Below are 13,977 nucleotides of genomic sequence, written 5' to 3' on the forward strand. Positions count from 1 at the left end.
TGCTTGCGGCGCATGGCCAGCGTGCCCATTTCCGGTTTGACTTGGGCCATTGAAAGGGCAAGAAAAGCCCTGACGATACGATACCTCGAAGTCTGGAGAAGAACATGTCCGCTGCCATCGTTGTCGCCAGTGCGGCGCGCACGCCCGTCGGTTCCTTCAACGGCGCCTTTGCCGCCACCCCGGCGCATGAGCTTGGTGCCGTCGTCATCAAGGAACTGCTGTCTCGTGCCGGTGTCGAGCCGGCGGAGGTCGACGAGGTCATCCTCGGCCAGGTGCTGACCGCGGCTCAGGGCCAGAACCCCGCCCGCCAGGCATCTATCAATGCCGGCCTGCCAAAGGAAACCACCGCCTGGGGCCTCAATCAGGTTTGCGGCTCAGGTCTGCGCGCTATTGCTCTCGGTATGCAGCAGATCGCCACCGGCGATGCCAAGGTGATCGTCGCCGGCGGGCAGGAATCGATGTCGCTGGCCCCGCACGCTCAACACCTGCGTGCCGGCGTCAAGATGGGCGACTACAAGATGATCGACACCATGATCAAGGACGGGCTGTGGGATGCCTTCAATGGCTACCACATGGGCAACACGGCCGAAAACGTCGCACGCCAGTTCCAGATTACCCGCGAGGACCAGGACCGGCTCGCATTGGCCTCCCAGAACAAGGCAGAGGCCGCGCAGAAGGCCGGCAAATTCAAAGACGAGATCGTGGCTTTCACCGTCAAGGGCAAGAAGGGCGACACCATTGTCGACCAAGACGAATACATCCGCCACGGCGCCACGATCGACGCCATGACGAAGCTAAGACCGGCCTTCGATAAGGAGGGCACCGTGACCGCCGCCAATGCCTCCGGCATCAATGACGGCGCCGCCGCCGTGCTGCTGATGACCGAAGCGGAAGCCGAAAGGCGCGGCATCACGCCGCTGGCGCGCATCGTGTCCTGGGCGACCGCTGGCGTCGATCCGCAGATCATGGGCACCGGGCCTATTCCGGCCTCGCGCAAGGGGCTGGCCAAGGCCGGCTGGTCGGTCGGCGATCTCGACCTGGTCGAGGCCAACGAAGCCTTCGCCGCGCAGGCCTGCGCCGTCAACAAGGACATGGGCTGGGATCCGTCCATCGTCAATGTCAATGGTGGCGCCATCGCCATCGGCCACCCGATCGGCGCCTCCGGTGCCCGAATCTTCAACACGCTGGTCTACGAGATGCGCCGCAGAAGTGCCAGGAAAGGCCTTGCCACGCTGTGCATCGGCGGCGGCATGGGCGTTGCCATGTGCGTGGAAGCGCTGTGAAGTCATATGCGAAGCGTCGTGAAGACAGGGTGAGCAAGCCGTGAAATAGTCGGGCGGAACGGGGCTCAATCGCCGTTAGAGCGTTCCCCGTTCGTCGCCCACCGCTCATGAAAGAAAAAAGGGAGGACATCATGACAAAGATAGCACTCGTCACCGGTGGGTCGCGCGGTATTGGCGCCGCGATTTCGATCGGCCTGAAAACCGCCGGCTACAAGGTTGCCGCGAACTACGCCGGCAATGACGAAGCGGCGCAGAAATTCAAGGCAGAGACCGGCATCCCGGTCTACAAATGGTCCGTCGCCGACTACGATGCTTGCGCTGCCGGCATCAAGCAGGTCGAGGCCGATCTCGGTCCGGTTTCCGTGCTGGTCAACAATGCCGGCATCACCCGCGACGCCATGTTCCACAAGATGACGCGCGAGCAGTGGAAAGAGGTCGTCGACACCAATCTTTCCGGCGTCTTCAACATGACGCACCCGCTGTGGGGCGGCATGCGCGACCGCAAGTTCGGCCGCGTCATCACCATCTCCTCGATCAATGGCCAGAAGGGCCAGACCGGCCAGGTCAATTATTCGGCCTCGAAGGCCGGCGATATCGGCTTCACCAAAGCGCTCGCCCAGGAAGGGGCGCGAGCCGGCATCACCGTCAATGTCATCTGTCCCGGCTATATCGCCACCGAGATGGTCAGGGCGATGGACGAGAAGGTGCTCAACGAGCGCGTTATCCCGCAGATCCCGGTCGGCCGCCTCGGCGAGCCGGAAGAGATCGCACGCTGCGTCGTCTTCCTCGCTTCCGACGATGCCGGCTTCATCACCGGCTCGACCCTAACCGCCAATGGCGGCCAGTATATCACCTGAGGCGTCGGCCCTCGCTGGTAGCTGATGTACCGGGCCGACGCCAACACGGCCAAGACCGAGGGCTGGGAGCCACACAATCGCGGCTGTCAGGCAACAAGCTTCAGCCCTGGTTCGGCTGCAGGCTTGGTCTGGGGGATCGGCTCGCGCGAAGGTGCCGGCAGGCGGGCAAGCGGCGCCCGGCTGAGGCCTGACAGTTTCAAGGCGATGCGACGTCTCAGGAATGAATTGAGGTTCAGCACCGAAAGCACGAGATTGCGGACGAACCGCTTCACCGGACTGCGGGTAAGCGCCATGTCGGTCATCGTGCCCGCTAGTTCAAGCACCTCTTCGGCCGCCGGGCGCCGCAGCGTTTCGTAAAGGTCGAGCTCCGCTTCCGGGCGCACGCCGTTCACCACGTCGCCAAGCAACTGGCCAAGCACGACCGCGTCGATGATGCCGGTGTTCATGCCCTGCCCTCCCGCCGGGCTGTGCACGTGCGCGGCATCACCCATGAGAAACAACCGGTCCTTGCGGTACGAGCGGACCAGGCGGTGATGGACGCGAAAACGCGAGCTCCACGACAGATCGAGCACCCGGGCTCTTTTTTTGGTCGGTCCACGGCTGTCGAGCAGCGCCTGGATGTCAGCGATCTCGGGCTTTTCCGGTGCGTCATCCATTGTTGCGACGACCCGGTACGATCCGTCCGGGAGCGGCGCCACCACCACCAGCCCGGCCGGTGCAAAGAACAGCGACACTTCGGTCGGCCCAACCGGCCAGTCGAGACGAACATCGGCGAGTACGAACGAAGCGTCATAGGCCGCGCCGTCGAACTCGATGCCGGTCGACCTGCGCACCAGGCTGTGCATGCCGTCGGCACCAACGACGTAGCGTGCCGATATCAGTTTCTCGCGGCCGTTCTCGATCACCGTCACGCGTGCGCCGTCAGCGTCCTGAACGACCGCCTTGGCCTCGACCGTGCGATGAATCACGCCGCCCAGGGTTGCGATCCGTTCGGCGAACACCTGCTCGGTCAGGTTCTGAGGCAGCATCATCAGATAGGGATGCCTTGACGGAAGCTTGCTGAAATCGAGCTTGAGCAGCGCCCGATTGCGGTCGCGGATGGCGAAATTCTGCAGCTTCAGGGCAAGTTCGCTCAGCCGCTGCGTGACGCCGAGCGGCTGCAGCGTTTCCAGCGTCTGCGCGTGGATGACGCCAGCCCGCGACGTCTGAAGCCCCTGCGCCAGCCTGTCGATCAAAACATGATCGACACCGGCCTGGTGCAGCACGATGGACAGCGCCATGCCGGTCGGCCCGGCACCGATTATCAGGACTTCCGTAGTTTCGGGCAACATTTCTCTCTCCATTTGTCAACGATCGTTGACTTTCTAGCCGAACCCATTGCATTTGTCAACGGCCGTTGGCATATGAATTTCATGACCGAGAATCAGCCGAAGAAACCCAGCAAGTCGGACCGCACGCGCGCCCAAATTCTCGAGGCCGCGAGGCTCCTGTTCGCCGAGCACGGCTATGACGGCGCCTCCATCCGCGACGTCGCGGCGCATGCCTCGATCGATCCGGCCATGGTGATCCGCTATTTCCGCAGCAAGGACGAACTGTTTGCCAGGGCGGCGGTCGTCGACCTGCAATTGCCGGCGCTGCGGGTGATCGATCGAAACGCCATCGGTGAAACGCTGGTCAGGCGTTTTCTCGAAATCTGGGAAGGCCCGGCCAGCGGTCCTGGCATGGCAATTCTGCTGCGTTCGGCGACGTCGAACGAATTCGCCGCGGAAAAATTGCGCGACGTATTTGGCAACCAGGTGAGGCCGGTGGTTGCGGCGGTCTCTGACCCCGCCGATGCGGGTCGACGGGCCGGGCTCGTTTCGAGCCAGCTGCTGGGTCTGGCGATGTGCCGGTACCTGCTGCGGCTTCCGCCAGTCGTCGCCCTGTCCCACGACGAAATTATCCAGAAAGTCGGCCCTACTTTGCAGCGCTATGCCGTGGGAGAGGACGGGTCTTGAACCAATCCGTTCTGCATTGCTGGCACACTGGTCCTCGTGCAGCGACTGCGCCGACGATGGACGCGGCGCCGACCTTGTGCCGAAGCGGCACGCAAAAGTTAACGGCGGCCGCACAGCCTGTGCAAAACCTGTTCCCCGCCTGTGGATACCCGGTGGAAAACCTGTTCACGACACTACATATTGGGGTGAACAAACCGGGAAACTCCCGCCAGCGCTGATTCGTCGCCGTTTCGTTCCGGCTTTGAGCGGAAGGTTAACTACAAAAGGCTGAAAACATCCCCAAATGGTTAAGGCGCGTTAGGAAAGATTAATAATTTCAAAATGTTGGTGACACCGCCGACCTGCTGTCGATCGTTCATCGGCAAAGGTTAACGGCGAGTCAGCCCTGCATGAAACGGGCCATTTCGGCGATTCAGCATGTGGTGAGACTCGCCGGCGAAAAATCCAGATGTAGCCGTGAACAAACCCTGAATCCGCGCGAGTCAGCGATTCGTAGCCGATTCGTTCCAGACTCGTTCCAACTGTTAAATCGGAACGCCCTACTGTCTAATCGGAACAGATTATCGAAGCTGAGGGGAGCCTTCGAGCTGCCGTCGGAACATTCCGCTTTCGCTTCGCGCCCGAAATCCCTATGTGCTTGTCACACGCGCCAGCACGGGGCGCGCTCCCGACAACGCGAGGCAGAGAGCCTTATTTCCAGGTCGATGAACATCCAGCCGAAACACACTGAACCGCTGATCCTGTCGGGCCGCGACGTGACCGCCGTGCTCGGGCCGACCAACACCGGTAAGACCCATCTCGCCATCGAGCGCATGGTGGCGCATGAAAGCGGCATTATCGGCCTGCCGCTCCGGCTCCTCGCCCGCGAGGTTTATACACGCGTCTGCGAGAAGGTCGGCGCTCACAAGGTGGCGCTCATCACCGGCGAGGAGAAGATCCAGCCCGACGGCGCCAGATATTCGGTCTGTACGGTGGAAGCCATGCCGCGCGAGACCGACGCCGCGTTCGTTGCCATCGACGAGGTTCAGCTGGCCGGCGATCTCGAGCGCGGCCACATCTTCACCGACCGCATCCTGCATCTGCGCGGCCGCCAGGAGACACTGCTGCTGGGTGCGGCCACCATGCACGGCATCCTCCAGCGTCTGCTGAAGGGCGTGTCGGTGGTGACGCGGCCACGGCTGTCGCATCTCGCCTATGCCGGCTCGAAGAAGCTCACCCGCTTGCCGCGACGTACGGCGATCGTCGCCTTTTCCGCCGACGAGGTTTATGCGATCGCCGAACTGATCCGCCGCCAGCAGGGCGGTGCGGCCGTCGTGCTCGGTGCGCTATCGCCCCGCACCCGCAACGCGCAGGTGGCGCTGTTCCAATCGGGTGATGTCGATTATCTGATCGCCACCGATGCGATCGGCATGGGCCTCAACCTCGATCTCGATCATGTCGCCTTCGCCCAGAACCGCAAATTCGACGGCTACCAGTACCGCAATCTGACGGCGGCCGAGCTCGGCCAGATCGCCGGCCGCGCCGGCCGGCACATGCGCGACGGAACCTTCGGCGTCACCGGCCAGGTCGATCCACTGGATGAGGAACTGGTCAAGAAGATCGAAGCGCATGATTTCGACCCGGTGAAGGTGCTGCAATGGCGCACCGCGCGTTTCGATTTCGCCAACCTCGACGCGCTGAAGCGCTCGATCGAGACCAACGCCCCGGTTGAAGGCCTGACGCGCGCGCTGCCGGCGGTGGATGCGCAGGCGCTCGAGCACCTGTCCCGCGACGAGGACATTCGGGCGCTTGCCACCGACGCCAGGCGCGTGGCGCTGTTGTGGGAGGCCTGTGCCCTTCCCGACTACAGGAAGATCGCGCCAGCCCAGCATGCCGACCTGATCGCCTCGATCTATATGGACCTTGCCAGGCATGGCCATGTCGACGAGAACTACATGGCCGAGCAGGTGCGCCGTGCCGACACCACCGAGGGCGACATCGACACGCTGTCGCACCGGATCGCCCAGATCCGTACCTGGACTTTCGTTTCCAACCGGCCCGGCTGGCTGGCCGATCAGGCACACTGGCAGGAAAAGACGCGCGAAATCGAAGACAGATTGTCGGATGCGCTGCATGAGCGGTTGACGAAACGCTTCGTAGACCGCAGGACTTCCGTCCTCATGCGGCGCCTTAGAGAAAATACCATGCCTGAAGCCGAAATCAGCCCAACCGGAACCGTCCTCGTCGAAGGCCATCATGTCGGCGAGTTGCAGGGGTTCCGCTTCACCGCCGACCAAAGCGCCGGCGGCGAGGACGCCAAGGCGGTGCGTGCAGCAGCCCAGAAGGCGCTTGCAGCCGAATTCGAGGCGCGGGCCGAACGCTTCGGCGCCTCGGCCAACGGCGACATCGCGCTCGGCTCCGACGGCACGTTGCGCTGGATCGGCGCGCCGATCGGCACGCTGGTAGCAGGCGACGAGCCGCTGAAGCCGCGCCTTGTGCTGCTGGCCGACGAGCAACTCACCGGACCCGCCCGCGATAAGGTCGCGGCCCGCGCCGAGCGCTTCGTCAATTTCCAGATCGAGTCCCTGCTGAAGCCGCTGGTCGACCTCAAGAACGCCGAGCAGATCACCGGCATCGGCCGTGGCATCGCCTTCCAGCTCGTCGAGCATTTCGGCCTCATCAACCGCCGTGACATCGCCGAGGAGATGAAGTCGCTCGACCAGGAAGGCCGCGCCGCCCTTCGCCGACTCGGCGTGCGCTTCGGCGCCTACCACGTCTTCGTGCCCGCGCTGATCAAGCCCGCCCCGGCTGGACTGGTGACGCTGTTGTGGGCGCTGAGGAGCGACGGCAAGGACAAGCCCGGCTTTGGCGACGTGGTTCACGCGCTGGCCTCCGGCCGCACCTCGGTGGTCATCGATCCCACGTTCGACAAGACCTTCTACAAGCTGGCCGGCTACCGCAATCTCGGCCGTCGCGCGGTGCGCGTCGACATCCTTGAACGGCTGGCCGACCTGATCCGGCCCGCAACCAATTGGAAGCCGGGCCTCGGCCAGCGCCCCGACGGCGCCTATGATGGTCAGTCCTTCATGGTGACGCCGCCGATGATGTCGATCCTCGGCGCCACGGCCGACGACATGGAAGAGATTTTGAAAGGCCTCGGCTACCGGGCAGAGCCGAAGCCGGCGGTCGAGGTGAGGGCGCGGCTCGAGGCACAGGACAATGCCGCGCGCGAAGCCGCCGCGGCCAAGCAGGCGGCGGAAGAACAAGCCGAGCAGGCCAAGGCAGCCGAAGCCGCGATTGCGGACGCAGCCGCCGAGGCGCCGGCCGGGAGTTCTGAGCCGGATGCAGTGGCAAAAGCCACGGCCGAAGCCACGGCCGAAGCCCCTGCGGAACCCTCCACCGAAGGTGAAGCGGAGCCTGTCGCGAAAGCTCAGCGGGAAACTCCGGCTGAGGTCACGGAAGAGGAGCTGCCTGCAGCCGAAGCCGCAGCCGAAGCGCCTCCGGTATCAGCGGCTCAGCCAGAGGCAGAACTCGAAACCGCCGAGGTTGAAGTCGCATCGGCGGAGCCGGCCTCCGAAGCCTCGCCTGCAACGGAAGCAGTGTCGGCCGAACCTGCCGCGACGGCGGAAGCCGCCACCGGCGAGGCTGCTCCCCAGGCCGAGAAAGAAGCCGAAGAACCAAAGCCCATTCTGTTGTGGCGGCAGGGCCGCTTCGACCAGCGCCCGCGCCACCGCCACCATGACAACCGGCCCCGTGATAGGGACAATCGCCCGCGCAACGGGCAAGCCGCGCGCGATGGCCGTGGCGACGCACCGGCAGATGCCACCGGCGGACAACCGGTCGGCGCTCCAGGCAGCCGGCCCGCCCATGAAGGACGCCGCGACGGCGCCGGCAAACCGCGCTTCGACCGCAGCAAGTTCAAGCCCAAGCCCCAGGGCGAGACGGGAGAGCGGCGCGACGGCAAGCCGCAGGGCGAGCGTTCCGATCGTCGCGAAAGCCGGCCCGACTGGAAGGGCGGCAGGCCGGAGGGCAAGGGTGGCGCGCCCGGTGGAAAGCCCGCGTTCCAGCCGAAGCCGCGCGAGGAGCGTCCCGTGCGCTTCGACCCGGATTCCCCCTTCGCCAAGCTCGCCGCGTTGCGCGACCAGCTGAAGAAGTAGGTTCGCTCGCTCCGATGGTCGCTGATGCCCGCCAGCGCATCGACAAATGGCTGTTCTTTTCGCGTGCGGTGAAATCGCGCTCGCTTGCAGCGAAGCTGGTGGTGGCCGGACGCGTCCGCATCAATCGCGACAAAGCAGCGCAGGCCTCCGATCTGGTCCGCGCCGGCGACGTCCTGACCATCACTCTCGAGCGGCGCATCTTCGTCTGGAAGGTGCTCGGCACGGGAAGCCGGCGCGGCCCCGCAGAGGAAGCGCGCTTGCTCTATGAGGATATGTCGCCACCGCCGGTGCCAAAAGGCGAGGCCGTTCCCGATGCGATTCCCGCACTGCGCGATGCCGGCAGCGGCCGCCCCACCAAGAAGGAACGCCGGGAGACCGACCGGCTGCTCGGCGATGACTGACGCATAACTGGCTTTCGTCGCGTGGCCCGTCTGGAATTCCATTCCGGAAACGCCGGTATCGCGCGCAATGGCTGCTCTTGCAAGCGGCGGGCAAAGACGTTACCTCACCAAAAAAGCCTACCGCATTGGGAAACACGATGCGTGAATTCAAAGCGTTAGAGCGTGCATTTGTGCGTCCGATTGGACGCACCTCGCTCTGATAAAACGTGACGTCCCGGAGCCGACTGATGACCTATGTCGTGACCGATAACTGCATAAAATGCAAATACATGGACTGCATCGAGGTCTGTCCGGTCGACTGTTTCTATGAGGGCGAGAACATGCTCGTCATCCATCCCGACGAGTGCATCGACTGTGGCGTCTGCGAACCGGAATGCCCGGCCGACGCGATCAAGCCTGACACCGAGCCGGGGCTCGACAAATGGCTGCAGATCAACACCGAATATGCCGATAAATGGCCCAACATCACCGCCAAGAAGGAGCCTCCGGCCGACGCCAAATCCTTCGATGGCGAGGCCGGCAAGTTCGAGAAGTATTTCTCCCCCGAGCCCGGCGAGGGCGACTAGCGCCTGACTCCGAAAATCGGAATCGATTTTCGAAAAGTATCATGCGCAAGATCAAAACTGTCACAGCGTCCCGTGCACGTCCAAAACGGGCGCGTGGCGCTGTAACGGCGACGCCGATTTGATCGGCATGACGCGGCGTAATAGGCACTGCACATTAACTGCCCTGATAGGCGGAGATCGCGCTTGACCTTCGCGCGTGCAGCAAAGCCTTGATTCTTCCGACTTTTTGTGCTATATGAGCCAAACATGCCGGTGACACAACGTCGATTTATGGCGCAAACGCCCCAAATCACTGAAAGGTGAATTTCTCAATCCGGACCAGAGTGATCTGGGGCAGGCAGTCGCAATTATGCGGCTTGCTGACCTCGGCTATTCCGGTGGTTTCGTAGTTGTGCGGCTAACGATCGGTTACCCGATCGCGCGAGTTCGGCCGGCAGAATGCCGGTACCACACCAAGGAGTTCATGGCGTAATGGCAACAATCACCCCGCAGAAGAAGTCCAGCGCAGCGCGTCACGGTTTTAAGACCGGCGAGTACATCGTCTATCCGGCGCATGGCGTCGGCCAGATCGTCTCGATCGACGAGCAGGAAGTTGCGGGCCACAAGCTGGAACTGTTCGTCATCGACTTCCAGAAGGACAAGATGCGTCTGAAGGTTCCGGTTGCCAAGGCGACCTCCATCGGCATGCGCAAGCTGTCGGAAGAGGATTATGTCGATCGCGCGCTGAAGGTCGTGCAGGGCCGCGCCCGCGTCAAGCGCACCATGTGGTCGCGCCGGGCTCAGGAATATGATGCGAAGATCAATTCCGGCGACCTGATCTCGATCTCGGAAGTGGTGCGCGACCTCTACCGCGCCGACAACCAGCCGGAGCAGTCCTATTCCGAGCGCCAGCTTTATGAGGCGGCACTCGACCGCATGGCGCGCGAGATCGCGGCCGTCAACCGCATGTCGGAAACCGAAGCGGTGCGCCTCATCGAGGTGAACCTCAACAAGGGTCCGAAGCGCGGCGCCAAGGCCGACAACGAAGAAGCCGAGCAGGAAGAAGCTGCCTGAGCGCTTCTCGCCTTCGAATTGGAAAAACCCGGCCTCGCGCCGGGTTTTTCTTTGTATGCATGTCGTTATCCCAAAACCGCTACGAACTTTTGGGCGACATGCATTAACCTTCGCCGCCTCCTTCCTTCTCTGCCTCCTGCTTCAGCGTCGCGATGAACCGCCTGGTTCGCTGGCGCTCCGGATTGCTGAACAGGACAGCGGCGGGGCCTTTCTCGACGACGCTGCCGGCGTCGAGAAACACCACCTCCTGCGCGATCTTCGATGCGAGGCGCAGGTCGTGCGTCGCGATCACCATGGTGGTCCCCTCGCGGGCGAGCTGGCTGAGCACGTCGACCACCTCCTGCGCCAGTTCCGGATCGAGCGCCGAGGTCGGCTCGTCGCACAACAGCACTTTCGGCGATGGCGCCAGCGCCCGGGCGATCGCAACGCGTTGCTGCTGGCCGCCTGACAGCGTCGCCGGCCAGGCATCGGTCTTATGCGCCATCCCGACCTTTTCGAGCAGAGCGAGCCCCCGCTCGCGCGCCCTCGCCGTCGGCCATTTCAGCACCGTCACCAGCCCCTCCATGACATTCTCGATCGCGGTGCGGTGCGGGAACAGCTGGAAATTCTGGAACACCATGCCCGTCTGCAGCCGCAGGCGCCGGATGGCCGTTGCGGAAACCTTGCCGCCAGGGTGGAATTCGAGCGCGTCGTCGCCGATGCGCACCGTGCCCGAAGTCGGGATCTCAAGCAGGTTGATGCAGCGCAAAAGCGTGCTTTTCCCGCCGCCCGAGGGACCGACAAGGGCTGTGACGCTGCCTTCCTCGATGGTGACGGTCACGCCCTTCAGCACGAGGTTGTCGCCGAAGCGCTTCTCGATGTCGGTGAGGCCGATCATGAACGCGCCTCCAGGAAGCCGCCATAGCGGTTAAGCCGCTTTTCCAAGCGCGTCTGCAATGCCGACAGCACCGAGCTCAGCGCCAGATACAGGGCCGCCGCCTCGATATAGAGGATCAGCGGCTCATAGGTGGTGGCGACGATCCGCTGCGCCGCCTGGAACATTTCCGGCACGGTGATGGCGGCGGCCAGCGATGTATCCTTGACCAGCGAGATGAAGGTGTTGGACAGCGGCGGCACCGCGACGCGGCCGGCCTGCGGCAGTATGGTGCGCCGCATCGCCTGGCTCCAGGTCATGCCGATCGAGTAGGCCGCCTCCCACTGCCCCTTGGGCACTGAGCCTATGACGGCGCGGATGATTTCCGACGTATAGGCGCCGATGTTGAGCGTGAAGCCGATCAACGCGGCTGAAAAAGCGTCGAGCAGGATGCCGACCGAGGGCAGGCCGTAGAAGATCAGGAAGAGCTGCACCAGAAGTGGCGTGCCACGGAAGATCCAGACGTAGAAGCGGACCACGGCGACCAGCGGCTTCGGGCCGAACAGCCGGACAAGCGCCACAACCAGCCCTACGAAGAGACCGAATGCGAACGACAGGAGCGTTAGCGGCACGGTGAAGATCAGCGCGGCCCATATCAGCGTCGGCAATGAGTCCAGCATCAATTGCAGCCAGTGCGGCACGAAAACCCTCCTTGCGAGATTGCCGCCCAAAAACCGGCCCGGCAGCATCGAGGCGCGACCATACGATCGTCATATCACGCGAAAAGCGGCGGCCGTCAAAGACGGCTCGCCGCGATGCTTGCCATGCGGGCCGGCAACCGGCCCGCTCCGTGCGATGCGCTTACTTCGAAACGTCCTGGCCGAAATAGGTGTCGGCGATCTTCTGGTAGGTGCCGTCGGCCTTGATGTCGGCCAGTGCCTGATTGATGGCGGCGACCAGTTCCGGATCGCCCTTGCGCACGATGACGCCGGAATAGTCGGCGTTTTCTTCCTGCGCGGCGATCTTCACATTGGCGTCGGGCTTTTGCTTCTTGAAATCGAGGAAGGACAGGCTGTCGTTGATGGTGGCGTCGGCGCGGCCGGTAAGAAGCAGCTGGATCGATTGGTCGAAACCATCGGTGCCGACGAGCTCGGCGCCGTTCGTTTCGGCGAGTTTGCCGAAATTCGAAGTCAGCGACTGCGCCGCCTTCTTGCCCTTGAGGTCGGCAAAGCTCTTGATATCGGTATTGTCGCCGCGCACGATCAGCACCGCCTTGGAAGCGATGTAGGGATCGGAGAAATCATACTTGGCCTTGCGCGCCTCGGTGATGCCGACCTGATTGATGACGGCGTCATAACGCTTGGCGTCGAGGCCGGCGATCAGCCCGTCCCATTTGCCTTCGAGGAATTCGGCCTTGACGCCGAGGCGCTCGGCAATCGCCTGGGCTATCTCGACGTCGAAGCCGACCAATGCACCCGAGGCATCATGATAGGTGAAGGGGGCATAGGTGCCTTCGGTGCCGACCTTAAGGACGCCGACCTGCTTGATCTGATCGAGATTTGCGCCGGCATGGCCTGATGTGACGGCCAAAACCTGCAGTGTTCCGGCGACGATAAGCGATTTGAGCCATTTCATTTTTCTGTGATCCCGTCCTTGGCCGACGTCCGGCGTATTTGTTGAGCGCCGGAAACTGACAGATGCAGGCTGGCGAAATAAGGAACCGGATTTCAAAAATAAGACGCTTTTGAAATCCAATTCTCAAAACGACATCGAGTCACGCCAACCGACCGCGTAGCGACCGCCGCAACGAGCTTTCGCCAGTGCAATCCACGCGACATCAGCGGCGGAACCATTCACCCGCGTGGCACGTTCTTGGCTGTTGTAGGGCGCGGCGTCGCCAATTCAACCACGATGCCAGCTCAGGGTCGAGCGATCGCACCGCAACACCCGGAACAGGGAGCGTGGCATGATGGAAGATATGGCAGGGCGAACCATGGTCCGCGCGGCGATGAAAGCCCCCTATCTCGAGCGCGACGAGGAGCATCTTCTCGCGCTGCGCTGGAAGCAAGACAACGACCAGCAGGCGCTGCACCAAATCGCCATGGCGCATATGCGGCTGGTCATTTCCATGGCCTCGAAATTCCGCCACTACGGTCTGCCGCTCGGCGATCTGGTCCAGGAAGGCCATGTCGGCCTGCTGGAGGCAGCGGCCCGTTTCGAACCGGAGCGCGAGGTGCGGTTTTCGACCTATGCGACGTGGTGGATCCGCGCCTCGATGCAGGACTATATCCTGCGCAACTGGTCGATCGTGCGTGGCGGCACCAGTTCGGCGCAAAAGGCGCTGTTCTTCAATTTGCGGCGCCTGCGCGCCCGCTTGGCGAACGGCGCCGAGCCAATCTCGAATACCTCGCTCTACCGCGAGGTGTCGGTGGCGCTCGGCGTCTCGGAGGCCGACGTGGCGATGATGGACTCCCGCCTTTCGGCACCGGATAGCTCGCTCAACCAGCCGCTCGCCGACGATGCGGGCGCCACCGAGCGAATGGATTTCCTGGTTTCTGACGATCCTTTGCCGGACGAGGTCGTAGGCGACACGATCGATGTCGAACGCCGCTCTGTCTGGCTGAAAACGGCGCTCGGCGCGCTCAATGCCCGCGAGCTCAGGATCATCGAGGAGCGCCGGCTGAGCGACGAGGGCGCGACGCTCGAAGCCCTCGGCGAGGCGCTCGGCATCTCCAAGGAGCGCGTCCGCCAGATCGAGGCACGCGCCATGGAAAAGCTCAAGATAGCGCTGGTGAAGCAAAACCCCGAGTTTCTGGCGACAGCCGCCTGAA

The 13,977-nt window shown here is 63.2% G+C and carries 12 protein-coding genes; 8 read left to right on the top strand and 4 right to left on the bottom strand.

Going from position 1 to position 13,977, the window contains the following annotated elements; translation table 11 throughout:
• Nucleotides 1-104: 104 nt before the first annotated feature.
• Both ACWUKX_RS10675 and phbB read left to right on the top strand, forming a co-directional pair.
• Nucleotides 105-1,283, top strand: coding sequence for an acetyl-CoA C-acetyltransferase (locus tag ACWUKX_RS10675; protein ID WP_456006524.1), 1,179 nt, complete (start codon nucleotides 105-107; stop codon nucleotides 1,281-1,283).
• A gap of 131 nt (nucleotides 1,284-1,414) precedes the next feature.
• Nucleotides 1,415-2,140 (top strand): acetoacetyl-CoA reductase, encoded by a 726-nt coding sequence (phbB, locus tag ACWUKX_RS10680; protein ID WP_029348801.1) that lies wholly within the window; start codon nucleotides 1,415-1,417, stop codon nucleotides 2,138-2,140.
• A gap of 86 nt (nucleotides 2,141-2,226) precedes the next feature.
• On the opposite strand, the gene ACWUKX_RS10685 is transcribed toward phbB, so the two are convergent.
• On the bottom strand, nucleotides 2,227-3,420 hold the full coding sequence (locus ACWUKX_RS10685; RefSeq protein WP_456006527.1) for an FAD-dependent oxidoreductase: 1,194 nt from the start codon (nucleotides 3,418-3,420) through the stop codon (nucleotides 2,227-2,229).
• Here ACWUKX_RS10685 and ACWUKX_RS10690 point away from each other — a divergent pair.
• The 5 genes from ACWUKX_RS10690 (at nucleotide 3,379) to ACWUKX_RS10710 (ending at nucleotide 10,293) form a co-directional block, all read left to right on the top strand.
• A complete protein-coding gene (locus tag ACWUKX_RS10690; protein ID WP_456006529.1) occupies nucleotides 3,379-4,137 on the top strand; it encodes a TetR/AcrR family transcriptional regulator in 759 nt (252 codons plus the stop codon). The two genes, ACWUKX_RS10685 and ACWUKX_RS10690, sit on opposite strands and share 42 nt — an antisense overlap.
• 704 nt (nucleotides 4,138-4,841) lie before the next feature.
• Nucleotides 4,842-8,273, top strand: a complete 3,432-nt coding sequence (locus ACWUKX_RS10695; protein ID WP_456006532.1) for a helicase-related protein — start codon at nucleotides 4,842-4,844, stop codon at nucleotides 8,271-8,273.
• 14 nt (nucleotides 8,274-8,287) lie between these two features.
• A complete protein-coding gene (locus tag ACWUKX_RS10700) occupies nucleotides 8,288-8,674 on the top strand; it encodes an RNA-binding S4 domain-containing protein (RefSeq protein WP_029348806.1) in 387 nt (128 codons plus the stop codon).
• 227 nt (nucleotides 8,675-8,901) lie between these two features.
• Nucleotides 8,902-9,240 (top strand): ferredoxin FdxA, encoded by a 339-nt coding sequence (gene fdxA / locus ACWUKX_RS10705; RefSeq protein ID WP_023762879.1) that lies wholly within the window; start codon nucleotides 8,902-8,904, stop codon nucleotides 9,238-9,240.
• Nucleotides 9,241-9,711: 471 nt separating this feature from the next.
• Nucleotides 9,712-10,293, top strand: a complete 582-nt coding sequence (locus ACWUKX_RS10710; protein ID WP_027152934.1) for a CarD family transcriptional regulator — start codon at nucleotides 9,712-9,714, stop codon at nucleotides 10,291-10,293.
• A 103-nt stretch (nucleotides 10,294-10,396) separates the two neighbouring features.
• Here the strand turns inward: ACWUKX_RS10710 and ACWUKX_RS10715 are convergent, their stop codons facing one another.
• From ACWUKX_RS10715 to ACWUKX_RS10725, 3 genes are all read right to left on the bottom strand, one after another.
• A complete protein-coding gene (locus ACWUKX_RS10715; RefSeq protein WP_095517969.1) occupies nucleotides 10,397-11,170 on the bottom strand; it encodes an amino acid ABC transporter ATP-binding protein in 774 nt (257 codons plus the stop codon).
• Nucleotides 11,167-11,847 (bottom strand): amino acid ABC transporter permease, encoded by a 681-nt coding sequence (locus ACWUKX_RS10720; RefSeq protein ID WP_456006535.1) that lies wholly within the window; start codon nucleotides 11,845-11,847, stop codon nucleotides 11,167-11,169. The genes ACWUKX_RS10715 and ACWUKX_RS10720 overlap by 4 nt, the downstream gene beginning before the upstream one ends.
• 160 nt (nucleotides 11,848-12,007) lie before the next feature.
• Nucleotides 12,008-12,781, bottom strand: a complete 774-nt coding sequence (locus ACWUKX_RS10725; RefSeq protein WP_029348818.1) for an amino acid ABC transporter substrate-binding protein — start codon at nucleotides 12,779-12,781, stop codon at nucleotides 12,008-12,010.
• A gap of 331 nt (nucleotides 12,782-13,112) precedes the next feature.
• On the opposite strand from ACWUKX_RS10725, the gene ACWUKX_RS10730 reads away from it, so the two are divergent.
• Entirely contained in the window at nucleotides 13,113-13,976 is an 864-nt protein-coding gene (locus ACWUKX_RS10730) for an RNA polymerase factor sigma-32 (protein WP_065011276.1), read from the top strand.
• Nucleotide 13,977 lies beyond the last annotated feature (1 nt).

Source organism: Mesorhizobium sp. f-mel, assembly GCF_053850215.1.

What these genes read in the sequence shown, in the direction of transcription:
- ACWUKX_RS10675 (WP_456006524.1), top strand. Translation starts at nt 105, where the DNA reads ATGTCCGCTGCCATCGTTGTCGCCAGTGCGGCGCGCACGCCCGTCGGT.
- phbB (WP_029348801.1), top strand. Translation starts at nt 1,415, where the DNA reads ATGACAAAGATAGCACTCGTCACCGGTGGGTCGCGCGGTATTGGCGCC.
- ACWUKX_RS10690 (WP_456006529.1), top strand. Translation starts at nt 3,379, where the DNA reads ATGATCGACACCGGCCTGGTGCAGCACGATGGACAGCGCCATGCCGGT.
- ACWUKX_RS10685 (WP_456006527.1), bottom strand. Translation starts at nt 3,420, where the DNA reads ATGGCGCTGTCCATCGTGCTGCACCAGGCCGGTGTCGATCATGTTTTG.
- ACWUKX_RS10695 (WP_456006532.1), top strand. Translation starts at nt 4,842, where the DNA reads ATGAACATCCAGCCGAAACACACTGAACCGCTGATCCTGTCGGGCCGC.
- ACWUKX_RS10700 (WP_029348806.1), top strand. Translation starts at nt 8,288, where the DNA reads ATGGTCGCTGATGCCCGCCAGCGCATCGACAAATGGCTGTTCTTTTCG.
- fdxA (WP_023762879.1), top strand. Translation starts at nt 8,902, where the DNA reads ATGACCTATGTCGTGACCGATAACTGCATAAAATGCAAATACATGGAC.
- ACWUKX_RS10710 (WP_027152934.1), top strand. Translation starts at nt 9,712, where the DNA reads ATGGCAACAATCACCCCGCAGAAGAAGTCCAGCGCAGCGCGTCACGGT.
- ACWUKX_RS10715 (WP_095517969.1), bottom strand. Translation starts at nt 11,170, where the DNA reads ATGATCGGCCTCACCGACATCGAGAAGCGCTTCGGCGACAACCTCGTG.
- ACWUKX_RS10725 (WP_029348818.1), bottom strand. Translation starts at nt 12,781, where the DNA reads ATGAAATGGCTCAAATCGCTTATCGTCGCCGGAACACTGCAGGTTTTG.
- ACWUKX_RS10730 (WP_065011276.1), top strand. Translation starts at nt 13,113, where the DNA reads ATGATGGAAGATATGGCAGGGCGAACCATGGTCCGCGCGGCGATGAAA.